The organism is Vibrio rotiferianus CAIM 577 = LMG 21460, from assembly GCF_002741985.1.
Lineage (GTDB): Bacteria > Pseudomonadota > Gammaproteobacteria > Enterobacterales > Vibrionaceae > Vibrio > Vibrio rotiferianus.
In genome coordinates, this window is record NZ_APHW01000021.1 from 151,723 (window position 1) to 169,608 (window position 17,886).

At 44.0% G+C, this 17,886-nt stretch carries 13 protein-coding genes and 1 pseudogene; 10 read left to right on the top strand and 4 right to left on the bottom strand.

Features of this window, described 5'->3' with window-relative positions:
* Positions 1 to 183 precede the first annotated feature (183 nt).
* The 5 genes from rnt (at position 184) to B853_RS10150 (ending at position 8,211) form a co-directional block, all read left to right on the top strand.
* The gene (gene rnt, locus B853_RS10135; protein ID WP_010449419.1) at positions 184 to 828 is read left to right on the top strand and encodes a ribonuclease T; all 645 of its coding nucleotides are present in this window, start codon (positions 184 to 186) and stop codon (positions 826 to 828) included.
* 28 nt (positions 829 to 856) lie between these two features.
* Positions 857 to 2,182 (top strand): Na+/H+ antiporter family protein, encoded by a 1,326-nt coding sequence (locus B853_RS10140; RefSeq protein WP_010449421.1) that lies wholly within the window; start codon positions 857 to 859, stop codon positions 2,180 to 2,182.
* Positions 2,183 to 2,404: 222 nt separating this feature from the next.
* Positions 2,405 to 3,748: a response regulator gene (locus B853_RS10145; protein WP_038885119.1), complete on the top strand. Its 1,344-nt coding sequence runs from the start codon at positions 2,405 to 2,407 to the stop codon at positions 3,746 to 3,748.
* 39 nt (positions 3,749 to 3,787) lie between these two features.
* The gene (locus B853_RS26455) at positions 3,788 to 4,864 is read left to right on the top strand and encodes a transporter substrate-binding domain-containing protein (RefSeq protein ID WP_249027410.1); all 1,077 of its coding nucleotides are present in this window, start codon (positions 3,788 to 3,790) and stop codon (positions 4,862 to 4,864) included.
* A gap of 35 nt (positions 4,865 to 4,899) precedes the next feature.
* Positions 4,900 to 8,211 (top strand): ATP-binding protein, encoded by a 3,312-nt coding sequence (locus B853_RS10150; protein ID WP_428843297.1) that lies wholly within the window; start codon positions 4,900 to 4,902, stop codon positions 8,209 to 8,211.
* Between the two features lie 105 nt (positions 8,212 to 8,316).
* Here B853_RS10150 and B853_RS10155 read toward each other — a convergent pair.
* Together B853_RS10155 and B853_RS10160 are read right to left on the bottom strand one after the other, a co-directional pair.
* Positions 8,317 to 8,945 (bottom strand): annotated as a pseudogene (locus tag B853_RS10155) (DsbA family protein).
* A gap of 75 nt (positions 8,946 to 9,020) precedes the next feature.
* Positions 9,021 to 9,356: a Grx4 family monothiol glutaredoxin gene (locus B853_RS10160; RefSeq protein WP_010449429.1), complete on the bottom strand. Its 336-nt coding sequence runs from the start codon at positions 9,354 to 9,356 to the stop codon at positions 9,021 to 9,023.
* Positions 9,357 to 9,934: 578 nt separating this feature from the next.
* On the opposite strand from B853_RS10160, the gene sodB reads away from it, so the two are divergent.
* The 3 genes from sodB (at position 9,935) to B853_RS10175 (ending at position 12,047) form a co-directional block, all read left to right on the top strand.
* Positions 9,935 to 10,519, top strand: coding sequence for a superoxide dismutase [Fe] (sodB, locus tag B853_RS10165; protein WP_005444665.1), 585 nt, complete (start codon positions 9,935 to 9,937; stop codon positions 10,517 to 10,519).
* Positions 10,520 to 10,674: 155 nt separating this feature from the next.
* A complete protein-coding gene (locus B853_RS10170) occupies positions 10,675 to 11,178 on the top strand; it encodes a VC2046/SO_2500 family protein (RefSeq protein WP_038885115.1) in 504 nt (167 codons plus the stop codon).
* 185 nt (positions 11,179 to 11,363) lie between these two features.
* Positions 11,364 to 12,047, top strand: coding sequence for an SDR family oxidoreductase (locus tag B853_RS10175; RefSeq protein WP_010449433.1), 684 nt, complete (start codon positions 11,364 to 11,366; stop codon positions 12,045 to 12,047).
* A 180-nt stretch (positions 12,048 to 12,227) separates the two neighbouring features.
* On the opposite strand, the gene adhE is transcribed toward B853_RS10175, so the two are convergent.
* Positions 12,228 to 14,915: a bifunctional acetaldehyde-CoA/alcohol dehydrogenase gene (gene adhE, locus B853_RS10180; RefSeq protein ID WP_010449434.1), complete on the bottom strand. Its 2,688-nt coding sequence runs from the start codon at positions 14,913 to 14,915 to the stop codon at positions 12,228 to 12,230.
* Between the two features lie 652 nt (positions 14,916 to 15,567).
* On the opposite strand from adhE, the gene B853_RS10185 reads away from it, so the two are divergent.
* Entirely contained in the window at positions 15,568 to 16,206 is a 639-nt protein-coding gene (locus tag B853_RS10185; protein ID WP_010449435.1) for a YchE family NAAT transporter, read from the top strand.
* Between the two features lie 62 nt (positions 16,207 to 16,268).
* On the top strand, positions 16,269 to 17,117 hold the full coding sequence (locus B853_RS10190; RefSeq protein WP_005444660.1) for an ion transporter: 849 nt from the start codon (positions 16,269 to 16,271) through the stop codon (positions 17,115 to 17,117).
* A 226-nt stretch (positions 17,118 to 17,343) separates the two neighbouring features.
* Here the strand turns inward: B853_RS10190 and B853_RS10195 are convergent, their stop codons facing one another.
* Positions 17,344 to 17,856 carry a type II secretion system protein gene (locus B853_RS10195; RefSeq protein WP_038884317.1) on the bottom strand — a complete coding sequence of 171 codons (513 nt, stop codon included), beginning with the start codon at positions 17,854 to 17,856 and terminating at the stop codon, positions 17,344 to 17,346.
* Between the last annotated feature and the right edge of the window lie 30 nt (positions 17,857 to 17,886).

Sequence of the window (17,886 nt, forward strand, 5' to 3'; positions counted from 1 at the left end):
CTTACCTTCTATATAAAATGAAAAATTACTTCGCCAGATTAGAGAGTTACATACCTGCTAATTCAGAGTATAAGTCTTGTTTTATATAGACATTGTTGAATTAGATAATTATGAGAAATTGCGGTTTTTCTCATCGGTAGAATCTGCAATAATGCAGCCTTCGTCACACAAAAATAAGCCGACATGACAATAGAAAATGAAGCTCTAACCCTGAAAAAGCGTTTTCGAGGTTATTTCCCAGTGGTAGTTGATGTTGAGACCGCAGGTTTCAATGCTCAAACTGATGCACTTTTAGAAATTTGCGCCGTCACCCTAAGCATGGATGAAAATGGCGATCTGCATCCTGCCTCAACCATTCATTTTCATATCGAACCTTTTGAAGGCGCGAATTTGGAAAAAGAAGCGCTAGAATTTAACGGCATTCGTGACCCTTTTAGCCCGCTACGTGGCGCTGTTTCTGAACAAGAAGCACTAAAAGAGATTTACAAGTTAATCCGTAAAGAGCAAAAAGCAGCAGATTGCTCAAGAGCGATCATGGTTGCACATAATGCGGCTTTCGACTTAGGTTTTGTTAATGCAGCTAACGAGCGCTGCAAACTAAAAAGAGTCCCTTTCCATCCATTTGCCACTTTTGACACCGCAACATTAAGTGGACTTGCTTATGGTCAAACTGTTCTTGCCAAAGCATGCAAAACAGCAGGGATGGATTTTGACAATCGTGAGGCTCACTCAGCCCTTTACGATACACAAAAAACTGCAGAGTTATTCTGTGGCATCGTCAACAAATGGAAGGCCCTCGGCGGTTGGCCGCTTGTTGACGAAGAATAATAAATAAACACAACATATTAGGAAAAGTATGAATCCTGTCGTTATATCTGTGTGCGTCATGCTCGCGTTAGCATTGATGCGCGTAAACGTGGTGGTAGCCCTCACGTTTAGTGCCATCGTTGGTGGCCTTGTTGCAGGCATGAGCCTTGGGGATACGGTTGCCGCATTTGAAAGTGGCCTAGGTGGCGGTGCGACTATCGCACTGAGCTACGCAATGCTAGGTACTTTCGCTGTTGCGATTTCTCGTTCTGGCATCACTGACCTTCTGGCCAAAAGCGTTATTAAGCGCTTAAACGGTAAAGAGAGCTCTGCGTCGACTACTGGTCTAAAGTACGCAGTATTGGTTGCTCTTATACTTGTTACCATGTCCTCTCAAAACGTGATTCCGGTACATATCGCCTTCATTCCAATTTTGATTCCACCTCTATTAGGCGTATTCGCAAAGCTTAAGCTGGATCGTCGTTTAGTCGCTTGTGTTTTGACTTTTGGTTTGATCACGCCATATATGGTTCTACCTATTGGCTTCGGTGGTATCTTCCTAAACAACATCCTACTGAAGAACCTGCATGACAACGGTCTAACCGATGTGGTGGCAAGCCAAGTACCTACCGCAATGCTACTGCCTGGCGCAGGTATGATTTTTGGTCTTCTTACCGCGATTTTTGTTAGCTACCGTAAACCTCGTGAATACAAAGAAACAGAGCTAACGGTTGTTCATGAGACGGGCGAGACGATTAATAAACAACACATCATGGTCGCTGGTCTAGGCATTATCGCAGCACTAAGCATGCAACTTTACACTGGTTCAATGATCATTGGTGCATTGGCTGGCTTCATGGTATTCACTTTCGGCGGCGTTATCGCGTGGAAAGAAACGCACGATGTGTTCACTAAAGGCGTACACATGATGGCAATGATTGGCTTCATCATGATTGCGGCAGCAGGTTTTGCGGCAGTAATGAAGCAAACTGGTGGTGTAGAAACGCTAGTACAATCGCTATCAACAAGCATCGGTGACAACAAGCCGCTGGCAGCACTACTGATGCTGATCGTTGGTCTGTTAGTAACTATGGGTATCGGTTCATCGTTCTCAACGATTCCAATCCTTGCGACGATCTATGTACCACTGGCTTTGGCATTCGGCTTCTCTCCAATGGCAACCATCGCACTTGTTGGTACTGCAGCCGCTCTAGGTGATGCTGGCTCTCCGGCTTCTGACTCAACGTTAGGTCCAACATCTGGCCTAAACGCAGATGGTCAGCACGAACACATTTGGGAAACAGTGGTACCAACATTTATCCACTACAACATTCCACTGATTATCTTCGGTTGGATTGCTGCAATGGTGCTATAGAGCCCTATCAACTCCCTTCTAAAAAGGCCGCCTACGCGGCCTTTTTTATTTCTACTGTTTGCCAAAGACCTCGCCTTCAACTTAAACACGCTTACACATCTTCACAGAACGATATGCAACAAGTGGAAAAAGTATCACTCTTGGCTACACTTTAACTTCTAATAAGCCGTTGATTAAAGGATAAGAACACGGCCAATTACTATTTCGTCAAAAGGCTATGATATGGATATACTCGCCCAATCACGATATCTCATTATTGATGACAGTAGCGTTATTCAAAGTGCAACTCGAGCATTACTGATCAAACTAGGCGTACCAAATAATAACGTCATAAGTGCCGCCAATGCTCAAAACGCGATCGCAGCATGCCGTTCTCATCGATTTGATATCTTACTTATCGACCACGATCTAGGAGCAGGAAGCAACGGCCTTCAATTACTCGAATTCTTAAGACAAAAGGAACTAATAAAAGCGAGCACCTTAGTGTTTGTGGTCACTGGCAATGACACTCAAGATATCTTCTTTGGTTATTCACACTTTGAACCCGACGGCTATTTGATAAAACCTATCAGAGCAGATGATATTATCAAACGTGTCTCTCTCGCCCTCTCTCGTCAACAATTCTTCGCGACCTTAGAGCAGACCTATCTAAAACAAGATCTCAATGCCGTCAAACCACTATTTGCTCAAGCACCTGATCCAGCAACGTTAAAAGATGCGATTATCTATATGTCCAATGTATTGATAAAGCATCAACAACTCGATCAAGCGCACGCCATGCTTAATGGTCTATTACAGCTCCATGACTATCTGCCAGCCAAAATAAAGGTTATTGAAGTTTACTTTGCTCAAAAGAGATACGAAGAGGCATTGACCAGCATTGAGGCATTAATCGATGCTAACCCCCGTAATATTAAGCTGCTGCAACTCAAGGTAAAGATTTGCTTGTGTGCCAACAAAAAGGAAGAAGCTCAAAAGTTGATCAATCAGGTTTTATCCGTCAATAGTACAAATATCGAAATGACAACGACTATGGTTTGGTTGCAACTGTTCAATCGAAACACAGCCGAAGCAAATACTCATCTCAGGTCACTCGCTCGGCTTATGCCTTATTCCATCTGGGACAGCGCAGGCAAGCGAGCACTGATTCTGTGGTCAGATTATCAGAGCCTGACAGGTAAAGAACTTGCAATCTGGCGTCCAGATAGTGCATGGCAACGCCTAACTAATGTAGAAAAAACCTTACCTCTCACCAAACCATTGCAAAATCTATGCAGAAGCCTACAGCTACTCCAACTAAATCAACCAGAAACCGCTAAAGAACTCATTTGGAGTTTGTCTCATAGTGATTTTTTGGATAGTGATATCGAAGCTCATTTCTTACTTGCTATGTGTTACCAAGCAATTGGCATGCAAGAGGAGCTGGAACAAGTCAGGATACAAACCAAATCGTATCTCAATAACGACGATTCAGGCTTGGCATTATTACAGCGGCTTACGTTCGAACAACTCGATAACTTTGACCTTCCCCCTTTAATAGAAACCAGTCAAGTTGCAGTCGGGTAAAACTTGGATTTGAAGTAAACACTCAACGTGAGAGAGCCTATGACAGTTCAGGTCATACAATTCAAACGAGATAAGTTCATTGGCTTTGGATTCTGCTTGCTGATCTTTTTATGGTCAACACTCAGCTATGCAAGCATCCAAGACAACAAGTTTACGCCGAGTCAAATCGATAGACCGGAGCTTATCGTGGGGTTGCCCGAATACGCACTTATACCTTATAGCTATCAACATCAAACAACTTCAGGCCACATGATCACCGAAGGTTTGCTAATAAGCATGCTTGATCAAGTCTCTAATCAAGCTGGTTTTCGATACAAGATCGAGCTTTATCCTACGTTCAGTGACGTGCTCAATGCCTTTCAGCAAGGCGAACTGGATTTATTAGTTGGAGTGTCTGCCACACCGGAGCGGCAAAATTACATGGCATTCAGTGAGCCGATGTTCAGTATTCGACGAGCCGTTATCACCCAACAACACAGTATTGGTGAACTCTCCGACCTGTCTGGCGCCAACCTTGCTATAGAAAAAGGTTTTGCACTCAATGATTTGCTACCTCGCCTTCTTCCTCAAAGTCAGGTTACGACATTGGATAATACTCAGGCCGCGTTTAGAGCAATCGCGGAAGGTTCAGTAGACGGATACATTGGAGACGCACTGGCATTATCAACACTACTGAAAAACTCCCCTAAAGATTCTCTCGTATTATCTATATTGCCGGATTTACCGGCTGACCACCTCCACTTCGCCGTAAAAAAGGGAAAGCACAAATTACTTAGCCGAATTAATTTCGCTCTAGAAGACATTAAATCTCACTCTGTTCAGGCGATTTATAATCAATGGCTGACGCCAGCCCAGCACGGTATGTTGCTAGAATATGGCGCGCTAAACCTCACCCAAGACGAGAAAAACTGGCTAGGCAAAAACCCCAAAATAACCGTTGGCGTAAATGCCAATTGGGCTCCATATGATTTTTTAACCGGACAACAACACACCGGGTTAAGTGCTGACGTACTGGGGCTAATTGGCAACATATTAGGCGTAACCTTCACCCCAGTCGCCTATTCTTCGGAAGAAGCAAAGCAAACGGCTTTCGAAAAAGGCGATTTGATGACCTAACGGGAGCAACCCCCTCAGCTGAAGCGCGTCGTACTATGGACTTTAGTCAACCATACAGTCATGAGCCTTGGGTGTTACTGAGCCGAGCAGAGCAACTATCAAACTTTGCACCTAATGGTCGTGAATCTGTTGCGATAATCGAGCATACTGGCGGAGCCTCCATTTTGTCTGCTTTATGTCTTACCTGCCGTCCAATTCCTTTTATCAACCATGTCTCAGCATTCCAGTCTTTACAAAAAGAGCAAACCGATTATGTTCTGGCTTCGTTGCATCACGCAGCTCCATTGTTACACAAAGACTATGTTGGCCAATTTAAAGTCTCAGGGGTTATTAGCGAGCAAAATAGTGCTCCTCTCACCTTAGCCGTCAACTTTCGGCATCCGATGCTGCTCAGCATTCTAAACAAAGCCATTGATGCCTTGCCTCCACAGGAGTTGGATAGGCTCGAAGGAAAGTGGCTAAATTACGAGTATCAAGAAGGCCTTTCCCCTCGTGAGGTTGCAAAATGGTCAGCCATTTTAGGCACTGCCATTTTGTGTATTATTCTTGGCATAGTGCTGTGGAATAGAAAAATGGCGGCGGAAATCGAGCAAAGAAAAATCGCCGAGAATAGAGCAAAAAAAGCCGAAGCACACCTACAAACACTTGCTGATAATATTAATGGTGTTGTACTTCAACACACCCATCAAGATGCGAAGTCCCCACTCGACATACACGTTAATTTTGTCAGTGCAGGCGTTCGAGATATGTTTTCCCTCTCACCTGACGCTGTTAAACAGAGCCCTATTTGTTTATTTGAACTTATCGCTCCAGGTAAGTTAGACCAGTTAGAGCAAGAGATGAGAGATGCAATTAAAGTAGGTCGATGGGAAAGTGAGCACCTACTTGCAAACAAGCACAGTGAAGAAAAGTGGGTGCGATTTAATAGTCATATTTCAGCGACAAGACACCACCAAAAACCTCTGCGATCCAGCAAGATGCGGATAAGAGCGAAAGACAATAAACCACTGTTGGAGTGGAATACCGTCGTCACGGATATCACTGAATTGAAAAAGCAGCAGCAGGCATTAGATTACGCAAGACAAAAAGCCGAAAGCGCTACAGCTGCGAAATCTCAGTTTCTTGCAACAATTAGCCATGAAGTGAGGACACCTATCAGTGGGATACTCGGCTTACTGGAATTGATGCAAGAACATAACTTAAACGACGAGCTGCTGAACTTGCACGCAGGCATTCATCAATCAGCACGAAACCTACTCCACATCGTCAACGATGTTTTAGACTACTCAAAAATTGAAGCAGGTAAGCTCGAAATAACACCAACCGAAATTGAACTTGGCAAAGCACTGGCGAGGATTGTCCAACCGCAATCTATTCACGCACAACAGAAAGGGTTGGCTTTCCATTATTGGCAAGATCCTAGGCTTGTTAAAACCTTAGTAGCTGATGATATTCGCCTTCATCAAATCCTCAACAACTTCCTAAATAACGCAATTAAGTTTACTGAGCATGGCGTGATATCACTGGGACTCGATGTGCTTGAAACCACCAGCACCAAACAGACACTCAGTTTAACGGTATCAGATACCGGAATCGGTATCCCCACAGAGAAACAACACACTCTCTTCCAACCATTTGAGCAAGTTGATAAAACCACAAGCCGTCGTTTTGGTGGTACAGGATTAGGACTGTCAATTGCTCTGAAGCTCATCGAGCAGATGAACGGGGAACTAAAATTACACAGCGAAGAGGGCAAAGGAAGCCAGTTTACGCTAGTGTTAAGCTTCCCTATCGTGACGAACAAGCACCACCTCACAACTCCGGCTTTAGCGCTTCCTGAGAGCACAGTCGAAATTAGTGATGAAAATACGCAAGCAAACTCCTACTCAAATGGCGTTCTCATCGTCGGGTACTTCATACAACAAGAAGAACTATGCCGTTACATAAAACACTTAGGTCTAGAACCTAAAGTTATGAATATTAGCCAAAAAAGTCTTTTGCAAGACTCTGTCATTAACGACCAACCAAAACATATATTTGTCGCAATGTCAGTTTGGCAGCAACTCGCCATTACCGATGCTTGGATTGAGACTCATGCCCCAGGTACGCGTTTTACAGTCATAAACCAAAGCCCAATGTTATCACCAGAGCCTCTTGGCAAATGTTGGTGCTTATCTGTTAACCCACTTATGCCAGATAACTTAGTGCATGTGCTGACTAAACCTGTAAGTCATGAACCTCTACTTCCACCACATGAATCAGAGACCAGTCACCACATACCAAAAGAGTCACGAGAGCAAGCCGAGTTAAATGGTCGCTTAATTTTAGTTGCCGAAGATCATCCAATTAATCAGCAGGTAATCTCTAAACAACTTGAAAAAATCGGTGCACATGCCGATATCGTCGATGATGGGCAGCAAGCGCTAGATGCCCTTAAGTCCACTCGATATGGCTTACTATTAACAGACTGCCATATGCCGGCAATGGACGGCTACACGTTATCAGCAACCATTCGTAAGATTGAGCAACAATGCGATGAACAACAACGCCTCTGCGGGAGTGAGCAAGAACTATCGCATTCGCTGCCTGAAGCTGGAGTAACTTTTATTGCCCCGAGAATGGAAATCATCCAAACAGGGTGTAGTTCTTCTTCTCCTACTACCACTGAAATAAGACTGCCAATCGTGGCATTAACAGCTAATGCAGTACAGGGGGAAGACTCCCATTGCTATGAATATGGTATGGACGACTTTTTAGTCAAGCCGGTATCAATAAAACAACTCAAGCTAACGATTGAAAAGTGGCTACCACCTATTTCAAGTACGCTATTAAATCCAGAGGTTGAACTTAGCAAAACCGCAGACAACGACAGCCACTCTTTCAGTGATCTGTTCAGCTCAATTGAATTAAGCATGGAGCAAGCGGCCACCTCAGAGGACAAACCCAACAAACCGAAACAGGCATCTTCTAAGCCGGAGCAACTCCAATTCATCAATCACCAAGAACTCAAGGAGCTATTTGGAGATAGACAAATCATTGACAACCTATTACGAGAGTTTAACCAAACACTTGCAGCAGATAGTAAATTGCTCAGGCAGCTATGGAAAGAGAACCAATACAAGCCCCTAAGAACCACCGCACACAGAATGAAAGGGGCGGCACAGATGGTCACCTGCGTTGCCATCGCTCGACCATTAGCTGAGCTAGAGCAAATAAGTGAAGAGATGATTGAGGAGCGTGAGTTCAGCATCGATGTTCAAACAAAGGTCGAACATCTTATTGATAAGATCTTAGAGCTATCTGAAAGTTTCGAGAAAGAACTTCTGACCACAACGGTAGAAGGCTAAGCGGATAAGCTAAAGGTAATAATGTAGGGCTCGGAAGAGTTTAACCTCAATGATAAAGCCTAACGGTAACGCTAGGCTTTTATAATTCATAGGATGCTTCAGAGGCTATTGAGCAGGCATGTTTTCAATAATACGCTCGCGAATTAACTTCAGCGTCGTTTCCGTCGATAAATAGTCGACTTCTATCGGGAAATAAGCATCGTTGATCTGCAATACCAAACTTGGGTAGGAATTAACACCAAGACTCTTTGCTAAGCTCAATTGATCTTGGAAGACTCCTTCTAGCAGAGAACCATCCATATCGTTCTTAAACTGCTGCACATTTAAACCGATTTCTTTCGCTAATTGCAGAAGTGTCGCTTCTTCATGAGGTGGCATCGCACGAAGGTAATAAGCGTGCTGAATTGCTTCTAACATTTGCTCATAAGAATCTTGGAAACCGGCTGCAATGACTGCTCGGCAAGATTGGTAAGTGCTGCGTACTGGTGTACATAGTGTCCAGAAATCGTAGTTAAACTTAGTACCAAGCTGTGCTTCGATTTGCTTCCAAATTTGTTCAATTTTCTGCTGCATTTCTGGTGGCATCGGCAGATTAGTATCTGGCGCAAGCCACCCACCACATACTCGAATTGAATCACGCCAGGCAGTTGTTGTTTCAATTTTTCGATGGTTGGTTTGTAACCCCAACACCAACTGCACATTGGATCATGTACGTAGTAAAGCTTTATGTTCATTCCACTAACCTAAAAAAGAAAAAGGAGCCAATGCGGCTCCTTTGTATTCTATCGCCAAATGTGAGTATTTACGAATTACTCCGCGTCACCTTCAACACGAGCTGCCGCTTCTTTGATTAGAGGCTGAAGTTCACCTTTTTGGAACATTTCCAAAATGATGTCACAACCACCGATCAACTCACCTTCAATCCAAAGCTGTGGGAATGTTGGCCATTGAGCGTACTTTGGTAGCTCAGCACGGATGTCTGGGTTTTGTAGAATGTCTACGTAAGCGAACTTCTCGCCACAAGCCATTAGCGCTTGTGCTGCTTGAGAAGAGAAACCACAGCTAGGTAGTTTCGGTGATCCTTTCATGTACAGCAGGATTGAGTTTTCAGAAATCTGCTGTTTGATTTTATCGATAGTTTCCATCGCTTCCTCATTCATGGATGTGAACTTTAATTATTGCCACATTCTACTCAATAAACACAGAATAAAAACCATATAATTAGTAAGCTTTTGTACTAAAGTAACTTCAAGATACAGGAATCCGAGCATCGTCACTTATTCTAACTCAAGAAAATGGACACCTTGAGAAAACGACCACTTCCATAAGGTTTAAAAGCCGAATCGGCTTTTTGCTGTACACATGGAGGCGATTTGTTTTGGTGTGTATGCCCAAGTCACTTCAAGAGTCAGGATTCAGCGCATTGTCATTGACTCCCTGTCTACCGAAAGTAAGCAAGGAAAACAATGCGGTGTAATAACGAGCACTACTCAAGTTGTTTGACGCAACAATAGGACCAATAACTCGCTCTCTTTACACTTAGTAATGGCCTTGGAAGTTATCGCGCTAGCCCTCCTTTCTGTCAAAATATTTTCATATCGGGCTTTTAATAAAGTAAAAACTTGCTAAAATACTTTTCAAGTCAGTCGTAACGACTACATATAAATAAAAACACTGGAAGCAATCGAAAGGTAACCCTTTCATATCTATGGAGAATCGAGCAATGGCATTTGAACTACCAGCTCTTCCTTACGCGAAAGACGCACTAGAACCACACATCTCTGCAGAGACTCTAGATTTCCACCACGGTAAGCACCACAACACTTACGTTGTTAAGCTAAACGGTCTTATCCCTGGTACTGAGTTCGAAGGCAAAACACTAGAAGAAATCATCAAGACTTCTACTGGTGGCGTATTCAACAACGCAGCACAGATTTGGAACCACACGTTCTACTGGCACTGTCTAGCGCCAAACGCGGGCGGCGAACCAACTGGTGCAGTTGCTGATGCAATCAACGCAGCATTCGGTTCTTTCGAAGAATTCAAAGCGAAGTTCACTGATGCAGCGATCAACAACTTCGGTTCTTCATGGACTTGGCTAGTTAAGAAAGCTGACGGCTCTCTAGAGATCGTTAACACTTCTAACGCAGCAACGCCTCTAACAGAAGAAGGTACTACTCCACTTCTAACTGTTGACCTGTGGGAACACGCTTACTACATCGATTACCGCAACGTACGTCCTGATTACATGAACGGCTTCTGGGCACTTGTAAACTGGGACTTCGTAGCTGAGAACCTAGCGAAGTAATTTACTTCCCCTGAGTTCAATTTAGTCATATTTAAAAGCTCGCATCATCGCGGGCTTTTTTATTACTTCAGCAACCTATTTCTTCAATTAATCCCCTCTTTTTCCTAAAGTTCTTTCCGCTGTTGCCGTTAAAAGTGCATCAAACGAGGAACAACATGCAACTCCATACTTTAGATAAAGCAGCAATCATCAACGAACTTCAGTTCGGTAATGGTATCAACCATGCCGTGCATGAGGGTCGTCGTGCCGATTTTTCGCTGATTCTATCGATGTTTTCAAATGATGTACGCGATGTGGTTCCAGTTGAAGAAGTCCAAGAAGTTATCACTAGCGACGACATTCTTCGCCAACAATTCGGTCTATCTCAACCTCAGGCACTGCGTTCTGATAGCAGCAGCTACGAGCTAGCCGCAGAGCAAGCGAAACAGTTTCATGATGCTGGATTGCCTTCGGCGAAACTGAGCCACTATCTAAAGCCTGACGCGCTTACTTACCTCCCTGAAGACACATTCAATCTACCGGAAGAGGTTTACCACAACCTATCCGGCCATGAGCGTCGCAGCCTTGGTGAGCGTAACAAAAAGCTGATTCCTGAGGCAGGCTTATACAACCAACTCGTAACCGCTCAACGCCAGTACCAAATCCACGCTCAAGCGTAAATAACTGCTTTCCAAGCGTCCGGTTTCATTTGACGCACGCCAGAAATGTGACACCTTGCAAAGAACCCAACATTTACCTCAGGGTTAAGCCGTTAGTTTGAGGCTTTTCACACTGCCTATAACATTTTTGATCCATGCTAAAAGCACAAACTACTGGTTATCATTGCCTAAATAGTGAAGGTGTTATGGATATCAAAGATTCAATCATACTCGTTACTGCAGCCGGCTCGGTGCTGGGACGAACGTGTTCCAATCATTTTGCACATCTGGGCGCGACTCTAGTTCTGTGTGACAGCAATCCACAAAACCTAAGTGCAAGCTACGCTCAAATTAAGACATTCACCGATAAGGTTTATGCCATTAACGTCTGTGGCGATACTCCGACTTCCATCAACCTTCTGTTTGACCAAATTGAATCCCAGCTTAGCGCTTCCCCTGATGTGATCGTCAATTGCTGGACAAGCTCACCAATGCCGAGCTTAATGGACCCAGAACCAATGAACACATACATTGATCACCTTTCTAGTGCAGCTCGCTTTCTTTATACCTATGGACAAGTTGGGGCAGAACGGTTTCGCAATAGAAACAAAAAAGGCGTGATAGTCAATGTGATATCTCATGATGATCACCAGGACCTGACTGGTGTTGAGAGTATGGCCGCGCTAGTGTCTGGGTTTACGCTGAGTTGGGCGAAAGAGCTCACCCCATTCAATATACGTGTCGGCGGTGTCATCCCATCGCTTAACCATATGAAAGAAGATCTAGACGAACGACATTGGGCTGAAATTCAAGATGAACTGGTGCGGAATACTGCGTATATCGTTTCCAATGAGTACTTCAGTGGCCGAGTGGTGAGTACTGAAGTTTAACGCCGCTTTTTATGTGAAGTATCCATAATTCGTCCTCAATGGGTAAATACATTTCAGGGTGACATCAAAAGATAAAAAAAGCCCCAGTCATACGACTGGGGCTTTAACCTTTTCCCGATTAAGGTTTCGTGCTAGCGAAAACCTTTTCTCATAAGCGAATCTTAATTACGTTTCCGCTTATTATTTTTTAGCTTTAGGAGCTGCTTTCGCTGCTTCTTGGTCTGCTTTTTTCTTGATTACTGTAGTACCTTCGAAAGTTTCACCTTCAACGAAAGCTTTACCGTAGTAAGCAGCCATTAGAACTTCTTTTAGCTCAGAGATTAGTGGGTAACGTGGGTTCGCACCAGTACATTGGTCATCGAACGCTTCAACCGCTAGCTCATCTAGTTTCGCTACGAAGTCAGCTTCAGAAACACCTGCAGCTTGGATAGACATTGGGATGTCTAGGTCGCCTTTCAGCTCATCCAACCATGCTAGTAGACGTTCAATCTTCTGAGCAGTACGGTCACCAGCTTGGCTTAGGCCTAGGTGGTCAGCTACTTCAGCGTAACGACGACGTGCTTGTGGACGGTCGTATTGAGAAAACGCAGTTTGCTTAGTTGGGTTGTCGTTCGCGTTGTAACGTACAACGTTAGAGATTAGTAGTGCGTTCGCCAGACCGTGTGGTAGGTGGAACTCAGCACCAATCTTGTGCGCCATTGAGTGACAAACACCTAGGAATGCGTTCGCGAATGCTACACCAGCGATAGTTGCTGCGTTGTGTACTTTTTCACGAGCGATTGGGTCGTTTGCACCGTTCGCGTAGCTTGATGGTAGGTACTCTTTTAGCATCTTAAGAGCTTGTAGAGCTTGACCATCTGAGTATTCGTTCGCAAGAACAGATACGTAAGCTTCTAGAGCGTGAGTTACTGCATCGTAACCACCGAATGCTGTTAGAGACTTAGGCATGTTCATTACTAGGTTAGCATCAACGATTGCCATGTTTGGCGTTAGTTCGTAGTCAGCTAGTGGGTACTTAGCACCAGTCTTGTCGTCAGTAACAACCGCGAATGGAGTAACTTCTGAACCAGTACCTGAAGTTGTAGTGATACATACAAGCTCAGCTTTTTGACCCATTTTAGGGAACTTGTAGATACGTTTACGGATGTCCATAAAGCGCATCGCTAGTTCTTCAAATGCTGTTTCTGGGTGCTCGTACATTACCCACATGATCTTCGCAGCATCCATTGGTGAACCACCACCTAGTGCTAGGATTACGTCAGGTTGGAAGCTTTGCATTGCTTCAGCACCTTTCTTAACTACAGATAGCGTTGGGTCAGCTTCAACGTCGAAGAACGTTTGAACTTCCATGCCTTGAGCTTTAAGTAGTTGTACTACGTCATCTGCGTAACCGTTGTTGAATAGGAAACGGTCAGTTACTAGGAATGCGCGTTTCTTACCTTCTAGGTCGCTAAGAGCGATTGGAAGGCTACCACGACGGAAGTAGATAGACTTAGGTAGTTTGTGCCACAACATGTTTTCAGCTCGCTTCGCTACAGTTTTCTTGTTGATTAGGTGCTTAGGACCTACGTTCTCAGAGATAGAGTTACCACCCCATGAACCACAACCTAGAGTTAGAGAAGGTGCTACGTTGAAGTTGTAAAGGTCACCGATACCACCGTGAGTAGTTGGGATGTTTACAAGGATACGTGCAGTCTTCATCTTGTCGCCGAAGTAACGGATACGGTCTGCGTTAACGTCTTGGTTTGTGTATAGACCAGATGTGTGACCGATACCGCCGATTTCAACCATTGTTACTGCTTGAGCAACAGCGTCTTCGAAGTTGTCAGCGCGGAATAGACCTAGAGTTGGAGATAGTTTCTCGTGAGCAAATGCGTCATCGTAAGAAACTTTGCCTAGACCTTCACCAACTAGAACTTTAGTGTCAGCTGGAACTTTCACGCCTGCCATTTCAGCGATTGCTGGAGCCGGTTGACCAACGATTTTCGCGTTTAGTGCGCCGTCGATTAGAAGAACTTTGCGAACTTTATCTGCTTCACCTTTGCTTAGTACGTAAGCTTTGTGAGAAGCGAAACGCTCTTTTACTTCGTCGTATACTTCATCAACAACGATTGCAGCCTGCTCAGAAGCACACACTACGCCGTTATCGAAAGTCTTAGACATAAGGATAGAAGCTACAGCACGCTTGATGTCAGCTGTTTCATCGATAACTACAGGAACGTTACCTGCACCTACACCGATTGCTGGCTTACCAGAAGAGTAAGCTGCTTTAACCATGCCTGGGCCACCAGTTGCAAGGATAAGAGCGATGTCGTCGTGCTTCATAAGAGCGTTAGAAAGCTCTACAGATGGTTGGTCGATCCAACCGATGATGTCTTTTGGAGCACCCGCTGCTACTGCTGCATCTAGAACTAGTTTAGCTGCGTCGTTAGTAGAATTTTTCGCACGTGGGTGTGGCGAGAAGATGATACCGTTACGAGTCTTCAAAGAGATTAGAGATTTGAAGATTGCAGTAGAAGTTGGGTTAGTTGTTGGTACGATACCACAGATGATACCTACAGGTTCTGCGATAGTCATTGTACCTAGGTTGTCATCCTCTTCAAGGATGCCACACGTTTGTTCGTCTTTGTATTTATTGTAGATAAACTCAGAAGCGAAGTGGTTCTTGATTACTTTATCTTCAACAATACCCATACCAGATTCTTCAACCGCTTGTTGAGCTAGCGGGATACGAGCTTGGTTAGCTGCAAGAGACGCAGCGCGGAAGATTGCATCTACTTGCTCTTGAGAGTAAGTAGCGAACTCTTCTTGCGCTTTCTTAACGCGAGCAATCATTGCATCTAGTTCAGCCATATTAGTTACAGGCATAGGGATTCTCCTAAAATTAACAAATATTAAAAACTTTTTATTAAGGCCACTGCTTGCTGTTTCCACTGTTTATCAGCTACTTAACCAACAACCGTCTTAGTAAATTGCTTTCAGGGCTGAGTATAATATTTCAGAGTGTGAAAAAAATTGACTTGGATCAGATCTCACTCTCGAAATACCCCAAAAGTAGTGGTTTACCACAACAAAATAGCATAAATCATTGATAAACAAGTAAATAAAACTTAAATTTTTATTGAACAAAAAAGAAGCAAACAAACCAAAAAACAAAAGAAACTACAATAATCTGTAAAAAAGTTTCATTTTTAGCCAACAAAATTACATGTAAGCCTAAATTTTTGTGCTACTGAGAGTATATCCGACTCGTTATATCTCTCTACAAACAACGTTTTTTTTTATCAAAAATGTGCGAATGTTAACGTTTGTATAATTCAGCCTACATTCGCGTCAACTTTCTCAGTAACAAAACATTTCCACTTTGGATACATTTTCTTCAATAATTAGTTTTTCTCACAAATAGACTGGGCAATACGTTAGTTTTTTTCATTTTGTGTCTCCCCTCTTTTGCCTTACATTACGCGCTAAAAATACCCTCCCTCCTTTTCACTATTGTGAATATTGATGAGAACAACTTATGCAAACTTTAGAGTTAGCGATTTTCCTACAGTTTTTCTTAGGTTTGGTTGCCGCTGTTAACCCAGTCGGTATCATGCCTGTGTTTGTCTCTTTGACTGGGCATATGACTCCAGAAGAGAAAAGCAAAACGGCAACGACAGCGAATGTTGCTGTTGCGGTTATTCTGATCATCTCGCTGTTTGCTGGTCAGCTGCTATTAGATATGTTCAGCATTTCACTGGATTCATTTCGAGTGGCGGGTGGTTTGCTTCTTCTGAGTATCGCGTTTTCGATGATGAGCGGTAAGTTGGGTGAAGATAAGCAAAACAAACAAGAGAAATCGGAATACGTCAGCCGTGAACAGATTGGCGTAGTACCACTGGCTATGCCATTAATGGCTGGTCCAGGTGCGATCAGTTCGACTATCGTTTATGGCGCACGCTACCCAAGTGCCTTCGATACAGTAGGCATTAGTATTACCATTGTACTGTTCTGTCTATGCTCTTGGTTACTATTCCGTTCCGCACCTTTGATCGTACGATTTTTAGGTCAGACAGGTATTAACGTTATCACTCGTATCATGGGTCTGATCCTTGGTGCACTAGGTATCGAGTTTATTGCCAACGGCTTGAGAAACCTATTTCCAGGTTTAGCCTAAGTTTCCTAAGTTCTGGTATGATGTTGCAATCCGTTTCATTCTAACGCTGACAGTGCAACATCATGCCTCGCAAGTCTTTTAAGCATCATTTATACGTCATTATCTTCGGTACTCACACTCGTGCCGGACGTGCCTTCGATATCGCACTTATTATTGCCATCATTACTTCGCTTGTGGTTCTTATTCTTGAATCACTGCCATCGGTGATGACCGAATGGTCTCGAGAGCTGCGTTATATCGAATACACCTTCACAGCCCTGTTCACTATCGAGTATTTGTTAAGGCTTTACTGCTCTCCAAAACCTAAATCGTATGCCACCAGCTTTTATGGCGTCGTTGACTTGTTAGCCATTCTGCCCACCTACTTGGCGATATTCTTCCCGGGTGCCTCATTTATGGGCGTGGTGCGATTACTGCGTGTTATGCGGATCTTCCGTATCCTCAAACTCGTTCGCTACCTGCAAGATTCCAACATCTTGCTGCGCTCTCTATTAATGGCGCGTCGTAAGATCCTTATCTTCTTTAGCACGGTAGGCATTCTTGTCACTATTTTTGGCGCGTTGATCTTTGTTATTGAAGGTCCGCACAACGGCTTTACGAGTATTCCGAAAAGCATCTACTGGGCGATCGTAACTATTACAACGGTTGGCTATGGCGACATGGTGCCGCAAACTCACTTGGGTAAAGCCATTGCATCCCTCACTATGTTGCTGGGCTATTCAATACTTGCTGTCCCGACTGGCATTATTACCGCGGAACTGAGCAACGAAATGAATGCGCATAAGCAACTGGTTAAGTGTCCAAACTGCAATCGCTCTGGTCATGACTCTGACGCAATGCACTGTAAGCATTGTGGTAGCGAGTTGGCGGATCCTGATAATCGTGTCGTGAGCGCGGACGAGGAAGAATAGAATCGGGAATGACGTATTTGAATTTAGACAACAATGCCCGTCACCCTCAAGATCGACGGAAGATCGAGTTGGGGCTCTCTATCTACTTGTTTCTCTGATCAAGGCGTTGTACGTTCCTGCACACCAGATCTACGATCAAAAAAGCCGATGAACTAACATCGGCTTTTCCATCGCTTTTGGCTCTCACGAAACAAAGCATTCCCGCAGGACGAAGCCCGCTCTTGGTTTAGCAACCATCAGTGAAGACTTCTACCTTGTAATCATCACCCTCTTCCATTGCAGTGGTGTATTTTACATAGCAGTTACTTGCTTTGATTGAGTCTCGGTCATAAGCTTTCACCCACTTTGATTGTGTGATCACTCGATAGTTTGGATCGGCTGGAGTTTTACCACTATTGAATGCATCCCAGACCCATTCACCATCACCGTTTTTGTAGTTCATGTCAGCCGTCATAAACTGTTCTAGACCACCATTTTCTACAATTGGGTAACCAAATTGGACGCTACCTGCACCATCAACATGGTACGCCGGAAGCTTTTCTTGTCCTTCAATAGCCGATTTACCGAAAGCAAGTTCCGCAGCGTTGTGCACAGAGGCTGCCATGCCCTGAATTGAAGAGACCCGAGCGTCATGCTGTAAGTTTAAAAAGCGCGGTGCAGCTACGACTGCAAGAATGCCTAAAATAACAATGACAACAACGAGTTCAATAAGGGTGAAACCTTTAGATGTTTGCTTCATAACAGCGCTCCGATTTGTAAGACGCAGCAA

Coding starts and splice junctions, on each gene's coding strand:
- rnt (WP_010449419.1), top strand. CDS start 184: ATGACAATAGAAAATGAAGCTCTAACCCTGAAAAAGCGTTTTCGAGGT.
- B853_RS10140 (WP_010449421.1), top strand. CDS start 857: ATGAATCCTGTCGTTATATCTGTGTGCGTCATGCTCGCGTTAGCATTG.
- B853_RS10145 (WP_038885119.1), top strand. CDS start 2,405: ATGGATATACTCGCCCAATCACGATATCTCATTATTGATGACAGTAGC.
- B853_RS26455 (WP_249027410.1), top strand. CDS start 3,788: ATGACAGTTCAGGTCATACAATTCAAACGAGATAAGTTCATTGGCTTT.
- B853_RS10150 (WP_428843297.1), top strand. CDS start 4,900: ATGGACTTTAGTCAACCATACAGTCATGAGCCTTGGGTGTTACTGAGC.
- B853_RS10160 (WP_010449429.1), bottom strand. CDS start 9,356: ATGGAAACTATCGATAAAATCAAACAGCAGATTTCTGAAAACTCAATC.
- sodB (WP_005444665.1), top strand. CDS start 9,935: ATGGCATTTGAACTACCAGCTCTTCCTTACGCGAAAGACGCACTAGAA.
- B853_RS10170 (WP_038885115.1), top strand. CDS start 10,675: ATGCAACTCCATACTTTAGATAAAGCAGCAATCATCAACGAACTTCAG.
- B853_RS10175 (WP_010449433.1), top strand. CDS start 11,364: ATGGATATCAAAGATTCAATCATACTCGTTACTGCAGCCGGCTCGGTG.
- adhE (WP_010449434.1), bottom strand. CDS start 14,915: ATGCCTGTAACTAATATGGCTGAACTAGATGCAATGATTGCTCGCGTT.
- B853_RS10185 (WP_010449435.1), top strand. CDS start 15,568: ATGCAAACTTTAGAGTTAGCGATTTTCCTACAGTTTTTCTTAGGTTTG.
- B853_RS10190 (WP_005444660.1), top strand. CDS start 16,269: ATGCCTCGCAAGTCTTTTAAGCATCATTTATACGTCATTATCTTCGGT.
- B853_RS10195 (WP_038884317.1), bottom strand. CDS start 17,856: ATGAAGCAAACATCTAAAGGTTTCACCCTTATTGAACTCGTTGTTGTC.